16 protein-coding genes are annotated in these 19,027 nt (G+C 74.9%); 12 read left to right on the forward strand and 4 right to left on the reverse strand.

Features of this window, described 5'->3' with window-relative positions; all coding sequences use genetic code 11:
• Nucleotides 1–2: 2 nt before the first annotated feature.
• A complete protein-coding gene (locus ACWIX3_RS08430; protein ID WP_448611622.1) occupies nt 3–2,060 on the forward strand; it encodes a M3 family metallopeptidase in 2,058 nt (685 codons plus the stop codon).
• A 121-nt stretch (nt 2,061–2,181) separates the two neighbouring features.
• Here ACWIX3_RS08430 and ACWIX3_RS08435 read toward each other — a convergent pair whose 3' ends face one another.
• Together ACWIX3_RS08435 and greA are read right to left on the reverse strand one after the other, a co-directional pair.
• Nucleotides 2,182–2,511, reverse strand: coding sequence for an RNHCP domain-containing protein (locus tag ACWIX3_RS08435; protein WP_448611623.1), 330 nt, complete (start codon nt 2,509–2,511; stop codon nt 2,182–2,184).
• Nucleotides 2,512–2,601: 90 nt separating this feature from the next.
• On the reverse strand, nt 2,602–3,105 hold the full coding sequence (gene greA, locus ACWIX3_RS08440) for a transcription elongation factor GreA (protein ID WP_448611624.1): 504 nt from the start codon (nt 3,103–3,105) through the stop codon (nt 2,602–2,604).
• Between the two features lie 216 nt (nt 3,106–3,321).
• Here greA and mca point away from each other — a divergent pair, with 216 nt between their 5' ends.
• Together mca and ACWIX3_RS08450 are read left to right on the forward strand one after the other, a co-directional pair.
• Nucleotides 3,322–4,209 (forward strand): mycothiol conjugate amidase Mca, encoded by an 888-nt coding sequence (gene mca, locus ACWIX3_RS08445; protein WP_448611625.1) that lies wholly within the window; start codon nt 3,322–3,324, stop codon nt 4,207–4,209.
• Nucleotides 4,206–4,532 carry a hypothetical protein gene (locus ACWIX3_RS08450; RefSeq protein ID WP_448611626.1) on the forward strand — a complete coding sequence of 109 codons (327 nt, stop codon included), beginning with the start codon at nt 4,206–4,208 and terminating at the stop codon, nt 4,530–4,532. Before mca ends, ACWIX3_RS08450 begins: the two co-directional genes overlap by 4 nt.
• 24 nt (nt 4,533–4,556) lie before the next feature.
• Here ACWIX3_RS08450 and ACWIX3_RS08455 read toward each other — a convergent pair whose 3' ends face one another.
• The gene (locus ACWIX3_RS08455; protein WP_448611627.1) at nt 4,557–5,120 is read right to left on the reverse strand and encodes an AMIN-like domain-containing (lipo)protein; all 564 of its coding nucleotides are present in this window, start codon (nt 5,118–5,120) and stop codon (nt 4,557–4,559) included.
• Nucleotides 5,121–5,848: 728 nt separating this feature from the next.
• Here ACWIX3_RS08455 and ACWIX3_RS08460 point away from each other — a divergent pair.
• The 5 genes from ACWIX3_RS08460 (at nt 5,849) to ACWIX3_RS08480 (ending at nt 14,209) form a co-directional block, all read left to right on the forward strand.
• Nucleotides 5,849–9,310, forward strand: a complete 3,462-nt coding sequence (locus ACWIX3_RS08460) for a Ser-Thr-rich GPI-anchored membrane family protein (RefSeq protein ID WP_448611628.1) — start codon at nt 5,849–5,851, stop codon at nt 9,308–9,310.
• A 97-nt stretch (nt 9,311–9,407) separates the two neighbouring features.
• A complete protein-coding gene (locus ACWIX3_RS08465) occupies nt 9,408–11,405 on the forward strand; it encodes a thioredoxin domain-containing protein (protein WP_448611629.1) in 1,998 nt (665 codons plus the stop codon).
• Between the two features lie 56 nt (nt 11,406–11,461).
• On the forward strand, nt 11,462–12,079 hold the full coding sequence (locus ACWIX3_RS08470; protein WP_448611630.1) for a hypothetical protein: 618 nt from the start codon (nt 11,462–11,464) through the stop codon (nt 12,077–12,079).
• A gap of 119 nt (nt 12,080–12,198) precedes the next feature.
• Nucleotides 12,199–12,864, forward strand: coding sequence for a maleylpyruvate isomerase N-terminal domain-containing protein (locus ACWIX3_RS08475; protein ID WP_448611631.1), 666 nt, complete (start codon nt 12,199–12,201; stop codon nt 12,862–12,864).
• 91 nt (nt 12,865–12,955) lie between these two features.
• Nucleotides 12,956–14,209, forward strand: coding sequence for a geranylgeranyl reductase family protein (locus tag ACWIX3_RS08480; protein ID WP_448611632.1), 1,254 nt, complete (start codon nt 12,956–12,958; stop codon nt 14,207–14,209).
• Nucleotides 14,210–14,223: 14 nt separating this feature from the next.
• Here ACWIX3_RS08480 and trhA read toward each other — a convergent pair whose 3' ends face one another.
• Nucleotides 14,224–15,039: a PAQR family membrane homeostasis protein TrhA gene (gene trhA, locus ACWIX3_RS08485; RefSeq protein WP_448611633.1), complete on the reverse strand. Its 816-nt coding sequence runs from the start codon at nt 15,037–15,039 to the stop codon at nt 14,224–14,226.
• Between the two features lie 140 nt (nt 15,040–15,179).
• On the opposite strand from trhA, the gene ACWIX3_RS08490 reads away from it, so the two are divergent.
• The 4 genes from ACWIX3_RS08490 (at nt 15,180) to ACWIX3_RS08505 (ending at nt 18,919) form a co-directional block, all read left to right on the forward strand.
• Nucleotides 15,180–15,953 (forward strand): isoprenyl transferase, encoded by a 774-nt coding sequence (locus tag ACWIX3_RS08490; protein ID WP_448612449.1) that lies wholly within the window; start codon nt 15,180–15,182, stop codon nt 15,951–15,953.
• A 13-nt stretch (nt 15,954–15,966) separates the two neighbouring features.
• Complete coding sequence (locus ACWIX3_RS08495; protein WP_448611634.1) at nt 15,967–17,181, forward strand: DUF885 domain-containing protein; 1,215 nt, start codon at nt 15,967–15,969, stop codon at nt 17,179–17,181.
• Between the two features lie 33 nt (nt 17,182–17,214).
• A complete protein-coding gene (locus ACWIX3_RS08500) occupies nt 17,215–17,391 on the forward strand; it encodes a hypothetical protein (RefSeq protein WP_448611635.1) in 177 nt (58 codons plus the stop codon).
• A gap of 232 nt (nt 17,392–17,623) precedes the next feature.
• Nucleotides 17,624–18,919, forward strand: coding sequence for a PhoH family protein (locus ACWIX3_RS08505; protein WP_448611636.1), 1,296 nt, complete (start codon nt 17,624–17,626; stop codon nt 18,917–18,919).
• Nucleotides 18,920–19,027: the final 108 nt, after the last annotated feature.

The raw sequence follows: 19,027 nt of genomic DNA on the forward strand, positions 1-19,027 counted from the left end.
CCGTGCCTGCCTCCGCCGCCCCGTCCACCGGCAACCCGTTGCTCGAGCCCTCCCCGCTGCCGCTCCAGCTGCCGCCCTTCGCCGACGTCAGCCTCGAGCACTGCCGCGAGGCGATGCTGGCCGGGATGGCCGAGCAGCGCGCCGAGGTGGCCGCCATCGTCGGGTCCACCGGGCCGCCGACGTTCGAGAACACCGTCGTCGCGCTGGAGCGGTCGGGTCGGCTGTACCGCCGCGCGGGCGCGGTGTTCCACAACCTCGCCTCGTCGGTCGCGACCGACCGGCTGCGCGAGATCGAGCGCGAGCTGGCCCCGCTGGAGTCGGCGCACGCCGACGCCCTGCGCCTGGACCCCGGTCTCTTCGCCCGCATCGACGCCGTCCACGCGCAGCGGCACGACTCCGGCCTCGACGCCGAGGCGGTCCGCCTGGTGGAGCGCTACCACCTCGACTTCGTGCTCGCCGGCGCGCGGCTCGACGAGTCCGGCCGGGCGCGGCTGACCGAGCTCAACCGCGAGCTGTCGGAGCTGTCGACGGCGTTCAGCCAGAACCTGCAGCTGGCCACCGAGGCCGCCGCCGTCGTGGTGACCGACGCCGCGGAGCTCGACGGCCTGGGGCAGGAGGAGGTCGCCGCCGCGGCCCGTGCCGCCACCGACCGCGGCGTCGCGGGGTACCTCATCCCGCTGCTGCTGCCCACCGGCCAGCCGGCGCTGGCCAAGCTGCGCGACCGCGAGCTGCGCCGCCGGGTGTTCGAGGCGTCGGTGACCCGGGCCTCGGGCGGAGCGCACGACAACGGCCCCGTCGCGGTCCGGATCGCCCGGGTACGCGCCGAGCGGGCCCGGCTGCTGGGCTTCGCCACCCACGCCGACCTGGTGCTCGCCGACCAGACCGCGGGCAGCACCGCGGCGGTCGACGCGATGCTCGGCCGCATGGTCGGCCCGTCGCTGGCCAACGCGCGGGCGGAGGCCGCCGCGCTGGCCGAGGTCGCCGCGCGCGACGGGGTGACCGAACTGGCGCCCTGGGACTGGGCCTTCTACAGCGAGCGGGTGCGCGCCGAGCGGTACTCGGTCGACACCACGGCGCTGCGGCCCTGGTTCGAGCTCGACCGGGTGCTCGTCGACGGCGTCTTCGCCGCGGCCGAGCGGCTCTACGGCTACCGGTTCACGCCCCGGCCGGACCTCGCCGGGTACCACCCCGACGTCCGGGTCTGGGAGGTCACCGACGAGGCGGGGGAGACCGTCGGCCTCTACCTCGGCGACTTCCACGCCCGGGAGGGGAAGCGCGGCGGCGCCTGGATGAGCTCGTTCGTCACCCAGTCGCGGCTGCTGGACACCAAGCCGGTCGTCGTGAACAACCTCAACGTCACGCGCGCGGCCGACGGGCGACCCACGCTGCTCACCCTCGACGAGGTCAACACGCTCTTCCACGAGTTCGGCCACACGCTGCACGGCCTGAGCTCCGCCGTCACCTACCCGCGGTTCGCCGGCACCAGCGTGCCCCGGGACTTCGTCGAGTTCCCGAGCCAGGTCAACGAGATGTGGGCCCTGTGGCCCGAGGTCCTGGCCGGTTACGCCCGGCACGTCGAGACCGGCGAGCCCCTGCCGGCGAGCGTCGTCGAGGCGATCGAGGCCGCCCAGCTGTGGGGTGAAGGCTTCGGGACCCTGGAGTACCTGGCGGCCACGCTGCTCGACCAGGCCTGGCACCGCATCACGCCCGAGACCGAGGTCGGCGACCCGCAGGAGTTCGAGCGGGCCGCACTCGAGGCGGCCGGCGTCGCCTACGACCTGGTGCCGCCGCGCTACCGGACGACGTACTTCCAGCACGTCTTCGCCGGGGGCTACGCGGCCGGCTACTACTCCTACATCTGGTCGGAGGTGCTCGACGCCGACACCGTGGAGTGGTTCAAGGAGAACGGCGGCCTGCGACGGGAGAACGGCGAGGTCTTCCGGTCGCTGCTGCTGTCCGTCGGCGGCTCGGTGGACCCGCTGGCGGCCTTCCGTGCCGTCCGGGGCAGGGACGCCGACCCGACGCCCCTGCTCCGCCGCCGCGGGTTGCTGCCGGCCTGAGGGCCGACACCTCCTGTCGTGACGGGTGGGGACCCGGAGGGTCCCCCGAGGGGCGACGGGAGGGGCTCAGCGGGTCAGGGGGACGGCACCTGGCCGCGGTGCGATCCGGCGGATCGCGGTGTCACAGCCAGGGGAGGCCGAGGACGACGTCGAGGTCGTCGGGGCCGTCGCCCTCGCGGACGAGCCGGTTGGGCTGGCGGTGGCCGCACGCCGTACAGCGGTGGACCACCTGCCAGCCCTTGCCCGACTTCTCCACCAGGCCGATCGGTTCCATCGGCGCTCGGCAGGTGCTGGCCCGGTCGCCGGGGAGGTCGTCGACGTGCAGGGACCACAGGCAGACCGGGCAGTGGTTGCGGTAGTGCCCGTCGGTGTTCGCCGGTACCGCCGATCCGCAGTGGACGCAGGCGAACCCGGTGTTCTCGGCTCGCCGGGAGCGGGCGGACCGGGTCACGTGGCCTCCTCGCTGGCGCTCGTCGGCCCGGTGCCCCTGGGTGCTGCACTCCTGCGTGACCTCGCGAGCTCGGTCACCCGGGGACCCCGGTCAGGGGACGAAGGGCTCGACGGCGACGACGTCGACGGTGATGTCGCGGCCGTTGGGCGCCTGGTAGGTCACCGTCGTCCCGGGCTTCGCGCCGAGGATCGCCGAGCCGAGCGCCGACTCGGGGGAGTAGACCTGCAGCCCCGTCGTCCCGGCGATCTCGCGCGAGCCGAGGAGGAACTTCTCGGTCTCGTCGTCGCCCTGGAAACGGATGGTGATCACCGTGCCGGTGGCGGCGTGCGTCGCCGTCGTAGGCGCGTTGCCGACGCGGGCCTTCCGCAGCAGGTCCTCCAGCTGGCGGATGCGCGCCTCCTGCTTGCCCTGCTCGTCCTTGGCGGCGTGGTAACCGCCGTTCTCGCGGAGGTCGCCCTCCTCGCGGCGGGCGTTGATCTCGGCGGCCATGGCCGGGCGGCCCGCCACCAGCTGGTCGAGCTCGGCCTTCAGCCGGTCGTGGGCCTCCTGGGTCAGCCAGACGCCCTGGTCCTGCTCGTCAGTGGGGGTGGACACGGCAGTGCTCCTGAAAATGTCGGTGGCCGCTCCCCGTCCGGGGAGCGGCCGCGTTCAGAACGGCCAACGTAACACCGTCGGCCGGGTCGGTGTTCCGCTCGCCCCCACCTCGGGGATGCGGAACGTCAGCGTATCGAACAGTGACGAGCGCCACGAACACCCGATCGGGGGCCTGGGCGGCGGCGGGACGTCGTACGGGCGGGGGATGATGTGCCGGTGACCGAAGCAGACCCGTTGCGCCTGCTCGCCGTGCACGCCCACCCCGACGACGAGTCGAGCAAGGGCGCCGCGACCATGGCGAAGTACGTCGCGGAAGGCGTCCGCGTCATGGTGGCGACCTGCACCGGGGGTGAGCGCGGTTCGGTGCTCAACCCGGCCCTGGACCGCCCCGACGTCTGGGAGCGCCTGCCGGAGATCCGCCGGGACGAGATGGCCCGGGCACGGGAGATCCTCGGCATCGAGCAGGAGTTCCTCGGCTTCGTGGACTCCGGCCTGCCCGAGGGCGACCCGCTGCCGCCGCTGCCCGAGGGCTGCTTCGCGCTGGTGCCCACCGAGGAGGCGGCCGCGCCGCTGGTCGAGCTGATCCGCCGGTTCAAGCCGCACGTGATCACGACCTACGACGAGCGCGGCGGCTACCCGCACCCGGACCACATCAAGACCCACGAGGTCTCGGTGCACGCCTTCGACGCCGCCGGTGACCCCGATCGCTACCCCGGGTTGGGCGAGCCGTGGCAGCCGCTCAAGCTCTATTACCACATGGGTTTCACGCTGCCGCGGACGCGGGCGCTGCACGAGGCCATCCTCGCCTCCGGCCAGGAGTCCCCCTACGCCGAGTGGTTGGAGAACTGGGACCCCGAGCGGGACCTGTCCCACCGGGTGACCACGAAGGTGCCCTGCGCCGAGTACTTCGCCGTCCGGGACGCCGCGCTCATCGCGCACGCCACCCAGATCGACCCGAACGGCCGCTGGTTCGCCTGCCCGCTGGAGGTCCAGCAGCGGATCTGGCCGACCGAGGACTACGAGCTGGCCCGGTCGGTCGTCGACTCGACGGTCCCCGAGGACGACCTGTTCGCCGGGGTGCGCAGTGAGGTGGTCGTCCGATGACCGGGTTCGTGCTCCTGGCGGCCGACCAGCAGCTCCCCGAGGACGTCGGCAAGGCCGGTCCCATCGGTGCGCTGCTGACCGTCCTGCTCTTCATCGCCATCCTGCTGCTGGTCAAGTCGATGACCACCCACCTCAAGCGGGTGCCGCGCAGCTTCGACCCCGAGGACGACGGGCCACGGTTCGTCGTCCCCGACACCCCGGCCGACCTGATCGATCCGCGCCCCGAGCCGGGGCAGGACCTGCTGGACACGCTGCGGCGGGCGCCCCGGGCGATCGAGGGGCCGCGCGAGGACGACGGCCGGCCGGGTCCTGCTGCGGGCTGACCGGCCGGCCGCCGTCGGTGAGGGCTACCAGCGGTGGGCGACGTCGATGACCAGCCGCGGGGTGTCGTCGGAGTCGGGCGTCCCGGCGACGCTGAAGACGCGGAACGGCAGCCGGGCACGGACACCGAGGGCCAGCGTGGTCGAGCCCTCGAAGGAGCCGGCCCAGGCCACCTGCCGGAAGGTGGTGTAGCCGCCGACGTCCACGACCTCCCGCCGGTCGGCCGGCTCGAACGTCGGCCGTCCCTGCTCGTCGTACGCCGGTGCGTGCACGACGATCTCGAGGTCCGCGGCGCCGCGGACGGGCACCGGCTCCCCGGAGCCGTCCTGCCGCACGACCGGCACGTACCGCACCGAGTACGAGCCGAAGGTGGTGTCCTCCCCGCCCACGTCGAGGACGAGCCGGTCGAAGCAGGCGTGCCGTCCCGCGCGGACGTCGTACAGCCGCTCCCGGTCGCCGGCGTCCGCGGTCTTCGCCTGCGAGCCCCAGGTGATCCCGCAGTAGGGACTCGCACTCGCCGGAGCGGGCGCGACCACCCCCAGCGTGGCGAGGGCGGAGACGGCGAGGACGAGGAACCGGGAGCGGTTCATGGCGGGCCTCCTCAGGACGGTGCCGACGGCAGGATCCGCCCACCGTGCGCCGCGGCACCACGGGAGTCGACATGTCGACTCGACGAACCGCCGCTCGTCCTCGGGCAAGAGGTGCCAGAGGTCCTGGGCGTGTCGCTGAGGTGATCCCGGCAGCTCGTGCTAAGGGCCCGTCCGGGTGACCCAGCGTCCACGGACGGTGGTCACGCGCCCTACGGCGGACAAGGATGCGGGGAGCGGGAGCCCGACGAGGGCGAGGGCGGCGCCCCCGGGCCGGCGCCGGAGCCTGCCGCGCGAGCGCGCGGGTAGCCGGACGGCGTGCCGCCGGGACGTGCCCGTGCTGCTCGCTGCCTGGGACGCCGGCTGAGCAGCTCCTGACGCGATCCGCACCACCGTCGGGATCCGAGCGCCGACGTCCTCATCGCGAGGGAGCTCTCCACCGAGGTGGCTCCTCCGGCCGGCGGCTCGGTGTCCTCGGGACGGGCCACCCCGTCCTGTCCAGCCCCAACCGTGCGCGCGCAGGCCGTCGACGGCGTCCCCGGTGGGTGGCGGGACTCCACCCCACCCCTTCGAGCGAGGACCGCCAGCAGTCGCTCCGACGACCTCTGGCTCGTGCCGACGCCTTCAGGGACGCCCGCCGAGGACGGCGGGCCTGCCGAAGGGGCACCATGAATTCATCCGCCACGCGCCGTCCGCGCCGTCTCGCGTTCACGGCCGCCGCCCTCGCCGTCGTGGTGTCAGGCGGATACCTGCTGACGTCCACCGTTCCGCCGACCGCGACCCCGGAGGTGACCGGGGCCGGTCCCACCACCGGCGCACAGTCCGGTGGCGCGCGGAGCGTCGAGTCCACCGGCTCCGATCCCGGCTCCTCGGCGCAGCCGGACGCCGCTGCCCTCCGGGAGGCGGGCGTCATCACCCCGACCGCCGCCACCGACGAGGTCGAGGGCGGTGAGCGGGGCGTGGCCCGTTCCCGCACGGTCGCCGTCGACACCGCGGCGCTCCCGCGCACGGCCGCCGAGGCGGCGCAGACGATCGAGCTGCCCCTGTTCGACGACACCACGGTCGTGGCCGACCTGGGCGTCCCGGAGTTCCGCACGGAGGGCGGCTACCGGACGTGGAGCGGCACGATCGCCGGCGACGAGAGCAGCACCGTCGTGTTCGTCGAGCAGGACGGTGTGCTGTCGGGGATGGTGACCAGCAAGGACGCCACGTTCCGCCTGCGCCCCCTACCGGACGGCGGCACCGCGGTCGAGCAGCTCGACGAGTCGCAGTTCCCGCCCGCCCACGACGACGCCGTCGTCCCGCCGGCCCACGACGACGCCGTCGTCCCGCCGGCCCACGACGACGCCGTCGTCCCGCCGGCGGAGGTCGGCGCCGACGCCGGCGGCCGCACCGACGCCCCTCCCGCCGCAGGCGACGCGACCGGTCCGGCCGGCGACGCCCAGGTGGCCGCCGAGCCGACCGCTGAGGCCCCCGTCGTCGACGTCCTCGTGGCCTACTCCTCGGCCGCGAAGGCCCGCAAGGGCGGCCAGGTCGGGATGGACGCCGACATCGCGCTGATGATCGAGCAGACCAACAGCGCGTTCTCGACCTCCGGGATCAACGCGGCCGTCCGCCTGACGCACACCGCGGAGGTCGCGACCAACGCCGCCGTGGACGGCACCACGCTCGGCAAGGTCGCCAACCGCAGCGACGGGGTCTACGACGAGCTGCACGTCCTGCGCGACCAGTACGGCGCCGACCTGGTGGCCCTCATCGTCGACAACCCGACCGGCTCGGCCTGCGGGATCGCGTACCTGATGAACCCCATCGGCCCGTCCTTCGCGTCGCTCGGCATGAGCGTCACCGACGCCGGGTGCGCCACCGGCAACATGAGCTTCACCCACGAGCTGGGCCACAACTTCGGTGCCGCGCACGACCGCGGGGCGTGGGCGGGCACCCCGGCCGTCCCGTACGGCTACGACTGGGTCAACGCGCAGCAGGGCTGGCGGACCGTGATGGCGTACACCAACGCCTGCCAGTACTGCGGCCGGCTGCTGCGGTTCTCCAACCCCGACCAGATCCACAACGGCGCCCCGCTGGGCGCCCCGGCCGGAGCCGCGAACGCCGCCGACAACCGGGCGCTGCTCAACACCACCGCCAGCACGGTCGCCGGCTTCCGCGGAGCGCCGGCGCCGGTGTCGCTGACCGTCACCTCGCCCACCAGCGGGCAGTCCGTCCCGGCGTCGGGCAAGGTGGTCGCGACCTGGTCCACCAGCGGCTACCTGGGGTCCGACGCCAAGGTGGAGCTGCTGCGCGGCAGCACCGTGGTGTCCGTCCTGAGCCCGAAGGTGGCGCTGGGCACGGGCCGCTCGGAGCACGTGGTGCCGCCGACGACGGCCCGCGGCGCCGACTACCGCGTCAGGGTCACCCCGCTGCTCGCCCCGCAGCACGCGGCGACGAGCGACGCGTTCACGGTGACCGACCCGGTCCTCACCCCCTCGTACACGCTGGCCTCGGCCACTCCGGGCGGTAGGGCCCGGGTGGCGTGGACCCACACCGGTGCGCCCGGCGGCACCGTCAAGGTCGAGCTGCTCAAGGACGGCAGGGTCCTCACCACCCTCGCGGCTTCCGCTGCGCTGGGCACCGGCGGTGCGGGTGGCGTGGACGTCACGCTGCCCGCCGCGCTGAACGACGGCGGGGGCTACCAGTTCCGCACGACCTGGTCGGTTCCCAAGGTCGCGGTCCTGACCGACGCCTTCTCCGTGGCCAGCAGCCGCCGGCTGGTGGTCACGAGCCCGACGGACGGCGTCACGCACACGGCCGGGCAACCGATGACGGTCACCTGGACCGCCTCGGGCGACGTCGGCACCTCGGTCAAGGCCGAGGTGGTCAAGGGAGACGTGGTGGTGGCCGCCAGCGCGGCGGTCGCCCCCGGCGCCGGCAGGCTGACCTTCACGCCGCCGGCCGGCCTGCCGACGGGCGCGGACTACCGGGTCCGGCTGCTGTCGGTCTCCTTCCCGACCGTGGTGGCGGCCAGCGACGGCCGGTTCGCCGTGGACGGCAGCTCGCTGACCGTGACGTCGCAGGCGGATCCGACCTCGGTCACGGCAGGCCGACCGCTGACGATCACCTGGACCACGACCGGGGTCCCCGGCACGGCGGTGAAGCTCGAGGCCGTGGCGCCGGGCCGGACCACGGTCGGAATCGCCCCGAGCGCGCCGCTGAAGGCGGGCGCCCACACCTGGACGGTGCCGCTCAACGTGCCGGAGGGGGACTGGACCGTCCGTGCGACGGTGGTGGGCAACACCCTCGTGGCCGACACCTCGGCGTCCCCGGTCACGGTCGCGTGGCCCGAGGTCTCCGTGTCCGCGCCGGCGGCCGCGGTCGCCGGCGCACCGGTCACGGTGTCGTGGGCCTTCACCGACGACGCGGTCGCCCCGGTGAACGTCCGCCTGCTCCAGGGCACCAAGGCCGTCCTCACCCTGGCCACGAACGCCAGGACCGGGACGGACGGGAGCGGCTCGCTCACCGCCACGCTGCCGGTCGGCCTGGCGGCCGGGAGCTACCGGATCGAGGTGACGGCGGCAGTCAACGCCCTGGTCACCGGCACCCCGGCGGACCCGGTCGCGGTGACGCTGCCGACGCTGTCGACGAGCGCCACGCCCGTCGACGTGGCGGGTGACCTGGTGACCGTGTCCTGGCGGTACAGCGACGGCGTCGTCGCCCCGGTCATCGTCCGGCTGGTGCCGGGCACCGGCGCGGCCACCACCCTGGCGTCCGGCGTCAGGACCGCGGCGGACGGGACCGGGTCGGGGTCCTACCGCCTGCCGATCACCCTGGCGCCGGGCACCTACTCCGTCGAGGTGTCGGCGGTGGGTGGTCCGGGGATCGTCGGCAGGGGCACCGCCGCTGCGGTGGCCCGACCCACGCTGACCGCCTCGGGCGCGTCCTCGGTGGCACGGGGCCAGGCGGCCACGATCTCGTGGTCGTTCTCCGGCGGGGCCTCGACGCCGGTCACCATCACCCTGGTGCAGGGCACCAAGGTGGTCGCGGTCAAGAGCGGAGTGGCAACCGGGGCCAACGGGTCCGGGTCGCTGGTCTGGACGGCTCCGACGACGCTGGCTCCGGGCAGCTACACGCTGCGGATCCGGCCGGCGCAGCTGGCGTCGAGCGCCACGATCGAGGGGACGCGGGCCTTCACGGTCTCCTGACCCCGACACCCGTGGGGTGGCGTGCTCTGCGAGCGCGCCACCCCACGGGCACGTCGTCCCCCGTTCGGGCACGGACCGGCGGGGGAACGGAAGGGGCATGCTTAACCGTCTCGCCGGCGCGACCAGCCCCTACCTGCTGCAGCACGCCGAGAACCCGGTCGAGTGGTGGGAGTGGGGCGAGGCGGCCTTCGCCGAGGCGCGCCGCCGCGACGTGCCCGTCCTGCTCAGCGTCGGCTACGCCGCCTGCCACTGGTGCCACGTGATGGCGCACGAGTCCTTCGAGGACGAGGCGACGGCAGCGCAGATGAACGCCGACTTCGTGTGCGTCAAGGTCGACCGCGAGGAGCGGCCGGACGTCGACAGCGTCTACATGGCCGCCACCCAGGCGCTGACCGGCCACGGCGGCTGGCCGATGACCGTCTTCACCACGCCCGACGGCCGGCCGTTCTACTGCGGCACCTACTTCCCGCCCCGGCCTGCGCACGGCATGCCGTCGTTCCGGCAGCTGCTCTCCGCCGTCTCCGACGCCTGGCGGACGCGGCGCGAGGACCTGGAGACGGCCGGTACGCGCATCGCCGAGGGCATCGCCTCCCGGCTGGACCTCGGGACGCCGACCCCGGTGACGGGCGAGGTGCTCGACCGCGCCGTCGCCGCGCTGGCCGAGGAGTACGACGAGCGCTGGGGCGGCTTCGGCGGTGCCCCGAAGTTCCCGCCGTCCATGCTGCTGGAGTTCCTGCTGCGGCACTCCGCCCGCACCGGCGACGCCGTGGCGCTGCGCATGGCGCGCGGCACGCTCGAGGCGATGGCCCGCGGAGGTGTCCACGACCAGCTCGCCGGTGGCTTCGCCCGCTACTCCGTCGACGCCCAGTGGGTCGTGCCGCACTTCGAGAAGATGCTCTACGACAACGCCCTGCTGCTGCGGGTCTACCTGCACCTGTGGCGGGCCACCGGCGACGAGTGGGCCCGCCGGGTCGCCGACGCGACGGCGGCCTTCCTGGTCCGCGACCTCGGCACACCCGAGGGCGGCTTCGCCTCCGCGCTGGACGCCGACACCGAGGGCGTCGAGGGGCTCACCTACGTCTGGACGCCGGCGCAGCTGATCGAGGTCCTGGGGGAGGACGACGGCCGGTGGGCCGCCGAGGTGTTCGAGGTGACCGACGCCGGCACCTTCGAGCACGGCACCTCGACGCTGCAGCTGCTCCGCGACCCCGGCGACCCGGAGCGGCTGGCCTCGGTGCGCGAGCGGTTGAGCGCGGCCCGGGCACGGCGCCCGCAGCCGGGGCGGGACGACAAGGTGGTGACCGCCTGGAACGGGTTGGCGATCGCCGCGCTGGCCGAGCACGGCGTCCTGGCCGGGGCGCCGTCCTCGGTCCGGGCCGCCCGCCGGGCGGCCGAGCTGCTCGCCGACGTGCACTGGGTCGACGGGCGGCTGCGCCGGGCCTCGCGGAACGGCGTCGCCGGAGCCCCGGCCGGGGTGCTCGAGGACCACGGCGACCTCGCCGAGGGGCTGCTCGCCCTGCACCAGGCCACCGGCGAGGGACGCTGGCTGGAGTTCGCCGGCGACCTGCTCGACGTCGTCGCCGACCAGTTCGTGGACGCCGACGGCTGGCACGACACCGCCGCGGACGCCGAGGCGCTCGTGCACCGGCCCTTCGACCCCACCGACGGCCCGACGCCGTCGGGGCTCGCCGCGGTGGCCGGAGCCGCCGTCACCTACGCCGCGCTCGCCGGCGCGCCGCGGCACCGGGAACTCGGCGAGGCGGCCGTCGGCTCGCTGGCCCGGCTGGCCGAGCGCGCGCCGCAGGCGGTCGGCTGGGCGATGGCGGTCGGGGAGGCGCTGCTGGCCGGGCCGCTCGAGGTCGCGGTCAGCGGGCCCGCCGGACCGGAGCGCGACGCCCTGGCGGCCGCCGCCCGCGCCTCGACCAGCCCGGGCGCGGTGGTGGTGGTCGGCGAGCCGGACGCACCCGGGGTCCCGCTGCTGGCCGGCCGGCCGCCGGTGGACGGGCGGCCGGCCGCCTACGTGTGCCGGGGGTTCGTCTGCTCCGCGCCGGTCGCGGACGTGTCCGCTCTCGGCGCAGCGCTCGCCCCTTCCTGAGGTGAGGGCTGGGGCTTACCGTGTAAGTGTGTAATCACCTCACATGGGAGGCCGTCGTGCACGGACACCACCACCGTTTCTCCTCCGACAACCCCTTCGCCGGCATGCGGGGCGGGTTCCGCGGTCCGCGCGGCCGTGGCGCCGGCGGCCGTGGCCGGGGCCCGGACGCGCCGCCCCCGGTCGAGCGCGCCGAGGTCGCCGGCTGGTTCGCCGGGCGGCTGCCCGACGACTGGTTCACCGGGCCGGTCGAGCTGACCGTGGACCGCGACGAGATCACCGTCGTCGGCACCCTGGCCGAGCCGGAGGCCGGCGAGGGCGACGCCGCGGCCGCGCGGGCCGGGCGGATCGCCCGCTTCCGCGAGGAGACCCGCGAGCAGCGCATGGCCGTCGCCGACGCCGCGCAGGCCCGCTACGGCCGCTCGGTCGCCTGGGGTGCGGCCTGCGGGGACGTCCGGGAGGTCTTCACCAACCTCTCGGTGCCGGTGATGACCCGGCTGCGGCAGCCCGAGCGGCTGGTGCTCGACACGCTCGTGGACGCCGGGGTCGCCCGGTCCCGGTCCGAGGCGCTGGCCTGGGCGGTCCGGCTGGTCGCCCAGCACACCGACGAGTGGCTGGGCGAGCTGCGCGCGGCGATGGCCTCGGTCGAGGAGGTCCGGGCCCGCGGCCCCCAGTAGGAGGACCCTCCTGCCCCCACCCTTCGGCCCCCTTGCAGGGTTCCGCCGCGAGCTTGCGAGTGGCGAGGGGCAAGGGGATCCTTCCACTGCACGAGGGCCGGCTCTGCCAGGCTGCCCGGGTGCCTCCGTCGTCCGCCGAGCTGCTGCAGGCCACCTACCGGTCCCTGTCCGCGCTGGTCACGGACCTGCGGCCGGAGGAGACCTGGCAGCCGACCGGGTGCGCCGGGTGGGCGGTCCTGGACCTGACCCAGCACCTGGTCGACGACGCCCGCCGGGGTCTGGTCGCGCTGGCCACCCCGGCGGAGCCGCCGGCCACGAGCGACGCCGTCGCCTACTGGCGGGCCTGGCAGCCGACGGCCGGGCAGGACGCCGACGTCGCCTGGCGCACCCGGGTGCGGGCCAGCGTGGCCGGCGGGCCGCCCGAGCTCGCGGCCGTGCACGCCGAGCTCGTGACGGCGGTGGGTGTGGTCGCCGGCCGGACCGCGCCCGAGGCCCTGGTACGCACCCAGGGGTACGTGCTGCGTGCCGACGACCTGCTGTCCACGCTGGCCGTGGAGGCCGCGGTGCACCACCTGGACCTGGTCGCCTCCCTCGATCGTCCCGGCCCGTCGTCGGACGCGCTGACCGAGGTGCGCCGGGTGCTCGAGGGTCTGCTGGGCGGCCCGCTGCCGGACGGGTGGGACGACGCGACGGCGGCCCGGCGCGGCACCGGCCGGGAACCGCTGACCGACGCCGACCGCGCCGTCCTGGGGGCGTCGGCGGAGCGGTTCCCGCTGTTCGGCTGAGAGAGGACCCCTCTGCCCCCCGCCACTCGCAGGCTCGCGGCGGGACCCTGCGGGGGCCACCCCTGCGTCACGGGTCAGGGACACTCGAGGCGTGCCAGCCAGCGCCGCCGTCCCGACCGACACCGACGTCCTCGTGGTGGGGGCCGGCCCGGCAGGCGCGGCGGCCGCCGCCTGGGCCGCCCGGGCCGGGCACGACGTCGTCCTCGCCGACGCGGCCGTCTTCCCCCGTGACAAGGCCTGCGGCGACGGGCTGACCCCGCGGGCGATCGCCGAGCTGGACCTCCTGGGCCTGGGGGACTGGGCCCGCTCGCGGGCGCGCAACCGCGGCCTGCGCGCGGCCGGCTTCGGCCGGACGTGGGAGCTGCCCTGGCCCGGCGGTGCGTTCCCGGACCACGGCAGCGCGGTGCCGCGCACCGAGCTCGACGCCCGGATCCGCGGGGTGGCGCTCGCCGCCGGCGCCGTCCCGGTGGAGGGGGCGCGCGCCGTCGACGTCGAGCGGGACGGCGACCGGGTGACCGGCGTGGTCTTCGAGACGGCGGAGGAGGAGACGCTCACCGTCGGCTGCCGGCGACTGGTCGTGGCCGACGGCGTCCGCTCCCCGCTGGGCCGGGTGCTCGGCCGCGCGTGGCACCGGGACACCGCCTACGGCGTCGCCGCGCGCGGCTACGTGCGCTCCGGCCGGGCCGACGACGAGTGGATCTCCTCGCACCTGGAGCTGCGCGGCGGCGAGGGTGAGCTGCTCTCCGGCTACGGCTGGGTGTTCCCGCTGGGCGCGGAGTCCGGGCAGGTGAACCTCGGCGTCGGCACGCTGGCCACCGCGCGCCGTCCGGCCGGGGTCCAGCTCAAGGCGCTGATGGAGGTCTACGCCGACGCCCGCCGCGAGGACTGGCGGCTCGACGGGCCGGTGGAGGCGCCGGCGTCGGCGCTCCTGCCGATGGGCGGGGCGGTCTCCGGCGTGGCCGGGCGCAACTGGGCGCTGGTCGGCGACGCCGCCGGGTGCGTCAACCCGCTGAACGGCGAAGGCATCGACTACGGCCTGGAGACCGGCCGCAGCGTGGTGGGCCTCCTCGGCGAGGAGGACTGGACCGCCGCCTGGCCGGCGGAGCTGCGGCGGCACTACGGCGAGGCGTTCTCCATCGCCCGGCGGCTGGCCGGCCTGCTCACCGTTCCCCGCTTCCTGCCCGCGGCCGGCCCGGTCGGCATGCGCTCGCGGGCACTGATGACCGTCGCGCTGCGGGTGATGGGCAACCTGGTCACCGACGCCGACCGCGACCTCGTCGCCCGCGCCTGGCGCACCGCCGGCCGGCTGTCGACGAGGATCGACGACCGCCCACCGTTCGGCTGAGCGACGGTCTCCGCTCAGCCGACGAACGGCGAGTTGTACATCGCGAAGTAGACGGCGATGTAGTGGCAGATCGCGGCCACGACGGTCATCGCGTGGAAGACCTCGTGGTAGCCGAAGACGCCGGGCCAGGGGTTGGGCTTCTTGATCGCGTAGGCCACCCCGCCGAGCGTGTAGAGCACGCCGCCGACGGCCAGCAGCACCAGCGAGGTCACACCGGCGATGTGCAGGATGTCGGTGAGGATGAAGACGGCGACCCAGCCCAGCCCGATGTAGAGGGGCACGCCGACCCACCGCGGCGCGGTCGGCCAGGTGAGCTTGAGGAAGACGCCGGCCAGCGCACCGGCCCAGACTCCGGCGAGCACCCAGTAGCCGGTCGGCTGGTCGACCGCCAGCAGGGCGAACGGTGTGTACGTCCCCGCGATGAACAGGAAGATCATCGAGTGGTCGAGCCGTTTCATGATCTTCCAGCCGCGCGGTGACCAGCGCCGCCGGTGGTAGAGCGCGCTGATCCCGAACAGGCCGCAGATCGTCACGCAGTACACGGCGACGGAGAAGCCGGCGCGGGCGCCGAGCACCGAGCCCAGCGGGATGAGCACGGCCCCGGCGACGATCGCGCCGAAGAAGGAGAACAGGTGCAGCCAGCCGCGCATCCGCGGCCGGGTGTCGGGGTGGTCCCAGTCGCGGTCGCCGAAGTCCTCGGCGGTCCAGGTCCGCTCGACCTGCTCGCCCTCCTGGAGGACGGTGGCCACCGCCGGGCCGGGAGGCGCTTCGAGCTGGGCGCCGTCGGCCTCGACGCGGACGGTCTCGCCCTCGCTGTGGGGGACGCTCATGCGGCGAGGTTACGCACCCGTAGGGAGCGCGGCGACGGGACCGGGATGTGAGCTCCCCGGCACTCCTGCGGACCTTCGCGCAGGTCAGGCACGGGTGCGCGCGACCTCGCGGAGTGGGCCTACTGTGACCCACCGTGGGGATGCGGCAGTGGGCTCGCGACGTCCTCACCCAGGTCTACGAACGCCGGCTGGCCCGGGCGCTCGAGGGAGCGGCGATCCCGCGGCACGTCGGGGTGATCGTCGACGGCAACCGGCGGTGGGCGCGGGCGATCGGTCTGGAGGACCCCAACGCCGGCCACCGCCACGGCGCGGACAAGATCGCCGGCTTCCTCGGCTGGTGCGACGAGGCCGGCGTCGAGGTGGTCACCCTGTTCCTGCTCTCCACCGACAACCTGTCCCGCCCCGAGCCCGAGCTGGTGCCGCTGCTGCGGATCATCGAGGGCGTCGCCGAGGACCTCGCCGCGCCGCACCGGCGCTGGCAGCTGCGCCCGGTGGGTGCCCTGGAGCTGCTCCCCGCCGAGACGGTCGCCGTCCTCAAGCAGGCCGCCGAGGACACGCGCGACCGGCCGGGCGCGACGGTCAACCTCGCCGTCGGGTACGGCGGACGGCGGGAGATCGCCGACGCCGTCCGCTCGCTGCTGGCCGAGCACGCAGAGCGGGGGACGACGCTGGACGAGCTGGTGGGCGTCCTCGACGTCGAGCACATCGCCGAGCACCTCTACACCCGCGGCCAGCCCGACCCCGACCTCGTCATCCGCACCAGCGGGGAGCAGCGGCTCTCGGGCTTCCTGCTCTGGCAGACCGCCCACTCGGAGTTCCACTTCACCGACGTCTACTGGCCCGACTTCCGCCGCGTCGACTTCCTGCGGGCGCTGCGCGCCTACGCCGCCCGGCACCGGCGCTTCGGCGGCTGAGAAACTGCTGGCCATGGCCCGCGCGCTGGACGTCCCCCTGGAGTACGTGCGGCTCGGGCTGCGCTTCGACCGGCTCGAATCCGGCTTCGTCGACGCCTACACCGGCGACGGGCGGCTCCGCGCCGCGGTGGAGGACGAGCCGGCGCCCACACCGCAGGGGCTGCGCGACCAGGCCCGCGCGCTGGTGGCCGAGCTGGCGTCGGCCGACCTGCCGGCCGACCGCGCCGCGTTCCTCCGCGGGCAGCTCACCGGCCTGGAGTGCACCGCCCGGAAGATGGCCGGCGAGCCGGTGTCCTTCCTCGACGAGGTGCGCAGCTACTTCCAGGTCGACCTCACCCTCGGCGACCCGGCCGCCTATGCCGCCGCGCACGCCGAGCTCGACACCCTGCTGCCCGGCAGCGGCCCGCTGGCCGACCGCTACGCCGCGCACCGGCGCCGGGAGGAGTGCCCGCCCGAGCGGCTCGCCGAGGCGGTGCACGCCCTGTCCAGCGCGCTGCGCGACCGGGTGCGCGCCGAGTACGGGCTGCCCGAGGTGGAGACGGTGCGCTACGAGGTCGTGACCGACAAGCCGTGGTCGGGCTTCAACTACTACGAGGGGGACTACCGCTCCCGCGTCGCGATCAACGCCGACCTCCCGCACCGGCTGGGTCAGCTGCCCCACCTGGTGGCCCACGAGTCCTATCCCGGGCACCACACCGAGCACTGCCGCAAGGAGCTGGGCCTGGTGGAGCGCGGCGCCCGGCTCGAGCACACCGTCTTCCTGGTCAACACCCCCGAGTGCCTCATGGCCGAGGGGCTCGCCGACCTCGGCGTGCAGGCCGCCATCGGGAACGGCTGGGGTCCGTGGGCGGCGGAGGTGCTCGCCGATCTCGGGCTGCACTTCGACGGGCACCTGGCCGAGCGCATCTCCGCGGCTGCCGCGCCGCTGAACCGGGTGCGCCAGGACGCCGCCGTCCTGCTGCACGACCGCGGCGCCTCCGCCGACGAGGCGGCCGCCTACATCCAGCGCTGGTCGCTGGTCAGCGGCGACCGTGCCCGCCAGCAGCTGCGCTTCCTCACCCACCCGCTGTGGCGGGCCTACACCACCACCTACGTCGAGGGCTTCGACCTGCTGTCGCGGTGGCTGGACGCCCGCCCCGCCGACCAGCCGGTCGCCGACCGCTTCGTCCGGCTGCTCGACGAGCCCCTCACCCCGGCCGCCGTCGCCGGCGAGCTGCGGGCCGGCTGAGCAGACGGGTGGGGATGACGGGCGGGGGGTGACATGGCGCGGCGCAGTCCGGAGGAGGCCCGGGACCTGGGCCTGTGGACGGCGGGGTGGCTGGCCGTGCTGCTGGTCGGGGGGCTGTGGTGGCTGGGTGACCTGAGGCTGCAGTGGCCGGTCCTGCTGGTGCCGCTGGTGTGGGTGCTGGTCGCCGTCCGGCCGCGCGGTCGTCGCTGAGACGGCTGGTGCCAGAGGTGCCCCGAAGGGGGGACACGCCCCCTCCTCGACATGTTCCTGTCACCTCCCGGGCCTAACGTCCGCTGTGGAGGGCGGGCTCACCTCGCCGTCCACGGGAGGCCCGGTTGGTGCTGACGAACTCGTCGACCAGGGGGGCCGGTACCCGGCCCCTCGGCCGGGGCCCGGCCACCTTCGAGCCGGGGCGCGTCCCGCGCCCCAACGGGAGTCGACCGTGACCACTCGCCGCACGTACGTCCTCGACACCTCCGTCCTGCTCTCCGACCCCGGTGCGCTGCTGCGCATGGGCGCCCACGACGTGGTCCTCCCGCTCGTCGTGATCGGGGAGCTGGAGGACAAGCGCAACCACCCGGAGCTGGGCTGGTTCGCCCGGCAGGCGCTGCGGCTGCTCGACGACCTGCGGGTGCAGCACGGCCGGCTCGACGCCCCGGTCCCCGTCGGTGACGAGGGCGGCACGCTGCACGTCGAGCTCAACCACAGCGACCCGTCGGTGCTGCCGGCCGGCTTCCGCAACGACAGCAACGACAGCCGGATCATGGTCGTGGCGCTGAACCTGCGCGCCGAGGGCGCCGACGTCTGCCTGATCACGAAGGACGTGCCGCTGCGGGTCAAGGCCGCGGCGGTGGGCCTGGACACCGACGAGTACCGGGCGCTGGACGCCGTCGACGCCGGCTGGACCGGGATGGCCGAGGTCTCGATCGACGACGCCGAGCTGGCCGCCCTCTACGACGACGGCGAGGTGTACGCACCGGCCGCCGCGGAGCTGCCCGCGCACACCGGGCTGGTGCTGCTGTCCTCGCGCGGGTCGGCGCTGGGCCGCGTGACGCCGGACAAGCAGGTGCGGCTGGTGCGCGGTGACCGCGAGGCCTTCGGGCTGCACGGCCGCTCCGCGGAGCAGCGGATCGCGCTGGACCTGCTGCTGGACCCGGAGATCGGCATCGTCTCGCTGGGCGGGCGGGCCGGAACGGGCAAGTCGGCGCTGGCCCTGTGCGCGGGCCTGGAGTCGGTGATGGAGAGGCGGGCGCACTCGAAGGTCGTCGTCTTCCGCCCGCTGTACGCCGTCGGGGGCCAGGAGCTCGGATACCTGCCCGGTAGCGAGGGCGAGAAGATGTCGCCCTGGGCGCAGGCGGTCTACGACACCCTGGGCGCGCTGGTCTCCAAGGACGTGCTCGACGAGATCGCCTCCCGCGACCTCATCGAGGTGCTGCCGCTGACCCACATCCGCGGGCGGTCGCTGCACGACTCCTTCGTGATCGTCGACGAGGCCCAGTCGCTCGAGCGCGGGGTGCTGCTGACCGTGCTGTCGCGGCTGGGCTCGGGCTCGCGGGTGGTGCTCACCCACGACGTCGCCCAGCGCGACAACCTGCGGGTCGGCCGGCACGACGGCATCGCCGCGGTGGTCGAGCAGCTCAAGGGACACCCGCTGTTCGCGCACGTGACGCTGACCCGGTCCGAGCGCTCGCCGATCGCCGCGCTGGTCACCGAGATGCTGGAGGACCTCCCGCGCTGACCCGTCCCGCGTCCCTTGCCGGGGTTCCTCGTGCATCGCGGGTCCTGCAGGACCGGCAGTGCACGGGGAACCCCGGCGATGGGTGGCGGCGCAGTGAGGCGACCAGCG

The sequence above is a fragment of the Geodermatophilus sp. URMC 60 genome (genome assembly GCF_053502585.1).

Excerpts from the sequence above, each read along its gene's own strand:
- ACWIX3_RS08450 (WP_448611626.1), top strand. The coding sequence starts at position 4,206 with ATGACCGGGTTCGTGCTCCTGGCGGCCGACCAGCAGCTCCCCGAGGAC.
- ACWIX3_RS08455 (WP_448611627.1), bottom strand. The coding sequence starts at position 5,120 with ATGAACCGCTCCCGGTTCCTCGTCCTCGCCGTCTCCGCCCTCGCCACG.
- ACWIX3_RS08465 (WP_448611629.1), top strand. The coding sequence starts at position 9,408 with ATGCTTAACCGTCTCGCCGGCGCGACCAGCCCCTACCTGCTGCAGCAC.
- trhA (WP_448611633.1), bottom strand. The coding sequence starts at position 15,039 with ATGAGCGTCCCCCACAGCGAGGGCGAGACCGTCCGCGTCGAGGCCGAC.
- ACWIX3_RS08490 (WP_448612449.1), top strand. The coding sequence starts at position 15,180 with ATGCGGCAGTGGGCTCGCGACGTCCTCACCCAGGTCTACGAACGCCGG.
- ACWIX3_RS08495 (WP_448611634.1), top strand. The coding sequence starts at position 15,967 with ATGGCCCGCGCGCTGGACGTCCCCCTGGAGTACGTGCGGCTCGGGCTG.
- ACWIX3_RS08500 (WP_448611635.1), top strand. The coding sequence starts at position 17,215 with ATGGCGCGGCGCAGTCCGGAGGAGGCCCGGGACCTGGGCCTGTGGACG.